Source organism: Hydrogenophaga sp. (assembly GCF_041633695.1).
Lineage (GTDB): Bacteria > Pseudomonadota > Gammaproteobacteria > Burkholderiales > Burkholderiaceae_C > Hydrogenophaga.
In genome coordinates this window covers 1-3151 of record NZ_JBFJMY010000470.1, presented here as the reverse complement: position 1 = coordinate 3151, position 3151 = coordinate 1, and the positions used below count along the sequence as shown (strand labels likewise).

General features: G+C 64.5%; 4 protein-coding genes and 1 pseudogene. 4 read left to right on the top strand and 1 reads right to left on the bottom strand.

Annotation, left to right across the window (positions count from 1 at the left end; translation table 11 throughout):
- A partial coding sequence (gene otsB, locus ABYB95_RS20260) for a trehalose-phosphatase (protein ID WP_372661099.1) occupies positions 1 to 547 on the bottom strand: 547 nt, incomplete at its 3' end.
- A gap of 146 nt (positions 548 to 693) precedes the next feature.
- Here otsB and folE point away from each other — a divergent pair.
- From folE to ABYB95_RS20240, 4 genes and pseudogenes are all read left to right on the top strand, one after another.
- Positions 694 to 1428, top strand: coding sequence for a GTP cyclohydrolase I (gene folE / locus ABYB95_RS20255; protein WP_372661096.1), 735 nt, complete (start codon positions 694 to 696; stop codon positions 1426 to 1428).
- 6 nt (positions 1429 to 1434) lie between these two features.
- On the top strand, positions 1435 to 1860 hold the full coding sequence (locus ABYB95_RS20250; protein WP_372661093.1) for a BLUF domain-containing protein: 426 nt from the start codon (positions 1435 to 1437) through the stop codon (positions 1858 to 1860).
- 73 nt (positions 1861 to 1933) lie between these two features.
- Positions 1934 to 2815, top strand: coding sequence for an EamA family transporter (locus ABYB95_RS20245; RefSeq protein WP_372661090.1), 882 nt, complete (start codon positions 1934 to 1936; stop codon positions 2813 to 2815).
- Positions 2816 to 2843: 28 nt separating this feature from the next.
- Positions 2844 to 3151: pseudogene (locus ABYB95_RS20240) on the top strand (DUF429 domain-containing protein); the annotation flags it as partial.

Genomic DNA, 3151 nt, shown 5'->3' with positions numbered 1-3151 from the left:
GAAACGGAGGCTCGCGCAGAAAGGCACGCACCGCATGGCCCTTGCCGGCTTGCTCGGGTTTGAGTTCCATCACCTTTTTCCCGCACAGCAAATCCATGCCGGGCGCCAATTGCTGGGCTTGTTGCATCACAGCCAGGCAGGCCTGCTCCAGCGCCGGGGCTTGCCGGTAGTGCAAGGCCAGCGCCCCCGGCTTGGTCTCCAGCAACAAGCCGCTGTGCTGGCGGCAAAAGGCTTCGATCAGGTCGCGGGCCTGGTTCAGGTCGGGTGCGGGCAAACGCCGCAGCACCCCATCGGGGCCCCGGCGCTCGGTGCCGTGCACGCCCGCGAGGCAAAACCGTGCGGGCTGCATGAAGGCGTCGATCTGCGCTGCCGGGCGGCCCGAGACGATCGCCAGCGCACCGTCCAGCGCCACCGACAGCAAGGCCAGGCGCAGCGGCAGCTGTGCGGCCACGCGCACCGCATCGGGTTGCGGCGCGAGGTCGACCAGCGTGCCATCAAAATCCAGGAACAGCGCACAGCTTCGATCGGGCAAAGGTGGTGCTTTCATGTGCTTACCGTAACCGATTGAGGCCGAGGCGGGAATTGCTTTTGCAGAACCTGCGGGCAAGCGGCTGCCGGGTTCTCACCTGAAACCAAAAGCCCCGGTGTGGCGCCTGGTATTCGCCGCAGGCGGGTGGGGTGATAGCATGCCGAATGCTCATGAAAACCGAAGACAACATGAACGACAACGCCCCCCGCGACGACGACCAGGGCGTGCCCATGTCCGTCAAAATCCGAGAACGCGTGCAAGCCGCGCGCAAACGCTTCCATTCCAACGACAACATCGCCGATTTCATCCAGCCCGGTGAGCTCGATCTGTTGCTGGAGGAGGTCGCTGTCAAGATGCAAGGTGTGCTCGACAGCATGGTGATCGACACCGAGAACGACCACAACACCGGTGACACCGCGCGCCGCGTGGCCAAGATGTACCTGAAAGAGGTGTTCAACGGGCGTTATGTGCACGGGCCCAACATCACCGAATTCCCCAACGCCGAGCACCTGAACGAACTCATGATCGTGGGCCCGATCACGGTGCGCAGCGCCTGCAGCCACCATTTCTGTCCGGTGATCGGGAAGATCTGGATCGGCATCATGCCCAACGAGCACACCAATGTGATCGGCCTGTCGAAATACGCGCGCCTGGCCGAATGGATCATGGGACGCCCACAGATCCAGGAAGAAGCCGTGGTGCAGCTGGCCGACCTGATCCAGGAAAAAACCCAGCCCGACGGCCTGGCCATCGTCATGGAAGCCAGCCATTACTGCATGGCCTGGCGCGGCGTGAAAGACATGGACAGCAAAATGATCAACTCCGTGATGCGTGGCGTGTTTCTGAAAGACGCCAATCTGCGCCGCGAATTCCTCTCGCTTCTCCCACGCAAGAACTGAACCACCATGCTTGTACGCCTGCTCTACGTCAGCCGCGCCGTCGACAAAGACAGCGCCAAGGCCATCGAAGCCATTCTGGGCGCTTCGCGCACCTACAACATGAGCCACGGCATCACCGGTGTGCTGTGTTACGGCGGTGGCGTGTTTCTGCAAGCCATTGAAGGCGGGCGCAACGCGGTGAACCAGCTCTACAACCACATCGTGGCCGACGCACGCCACACCGAGGTGGTGGTGCTGCACTACGAAGAAATCACCGAGCGCCGCTTTGGTGGCTGGACCATGGGCCAGGTCAATCTGGCCAAGATCAACACCTCCATCGTGCTCAAGTACTCCGAGCGGCCCGAGTTCGATCCCTATGCCGTGTCGGGCAAGGTGTCGCTGGCCCTGCTCGAAGAGCTCATGGCGACCGCGAGCATCATCGGCCGGGCTTGAGGGGCTCTTCCCTGGCTGGCGCGCCTGCGGCGCTGGGAGGGAAGATGGCACCTGCGGCCTCCGAGTGCATGCCATGTCGCTGACCGCGTTCGCCCTCATCATTCTGGCCGGCCTGATCCACGCCGGCTGGAACATCGTGGCCAAGAAGGCGGCGGGCGACGCCCGTTTTGCCTTCTTCAGCGCATTTTTGATGATGCTGGTGTGGGCCCCACTGGGCTGGTGGCTGGCGCCCGACGAATTGCCGCGTTGGGGTGCTGTTGAGTGGGGCTTCGTGGTCGCCAGCGGTGTGGTGCACGTTTTTTATTACGTGACGCTGCTGCGCGGCTACCGCAAGGCCGACCTCACCGTGGTCTACCCCATGGCGCGCGGCTCTGGTCCCTTGCTCTCGTCGCTGGTGGCCATTGTGGTGCTGGGCGAGCGCATTTCAGCGCTGGGTGCCCTGGGCATTGCGGCGGTGGTGGGCGGCGTTTTCCTGATCGCTGGTGGCCCGGGTCTGCTGCGGGCTTCGCACGATCCCGCTGCACGCCAGCGTGTGCGCAAAGGCATGTCTTACGGCCTGCTCACGGGCGTTTTCATCGCGTCTTACACCGTGGTGGACGGCTACGCGGTCAAAGTGCTGCTGATGTCGCCGATTCTGCTGGACTACATGGGCAACTTCGTGCGCGTGCTCCTGCTCGCGCCCAGCGTGCTGCGCGACCTGCCCACCGCGCGGCAATTGTGGCGCGCGCAATGGCGCTACGCGCTGGTGGTGGCCACGGTGAGCCCGGTGGCCTATGTGCTGGTGCTGTACGCCATGCGCGAAGCGCCGCTGTCGCACGTGGCACCCGCGCGCGAAGTGTCGATGTTGTTTGCCGCCCTCATCGGTGGCCATTTGCTGGGCGAGGGCGACCGCGTGGCACGGGTGTGCGGGGCGCTGTGCATCGCCACCGGCGTGACGGCGCTGGCCCTGGGTTGAGCGCCAGGACCTGTTCACACTGTTTTTCATGACGCTGTTACCGACCCCCCAACTGCTGGGCTGCGATTTTTCCAGCGCACCGAGCCGCCGCAAACCCATCGTGCTCGCCACCGGCGCGCTCAACCGGGGGCGGGTGGTGCTGGCCGGGCTGGAGCGCTTCGAGACGCTGGATGCCTGGGCTGCCCGCTTGGCCGCGCCAGGCCATTGGGTGGGCGGCTTCGATTTGCCATTTGGCTTGCCGCGCGAACTGGTGCACAGCCTGGGTTGGCCCGGCGATTGGGCGGCCTGCATCGCGCACTACGCGGCCTTGAGCCGCGACCAGATACGCAGCGCCTT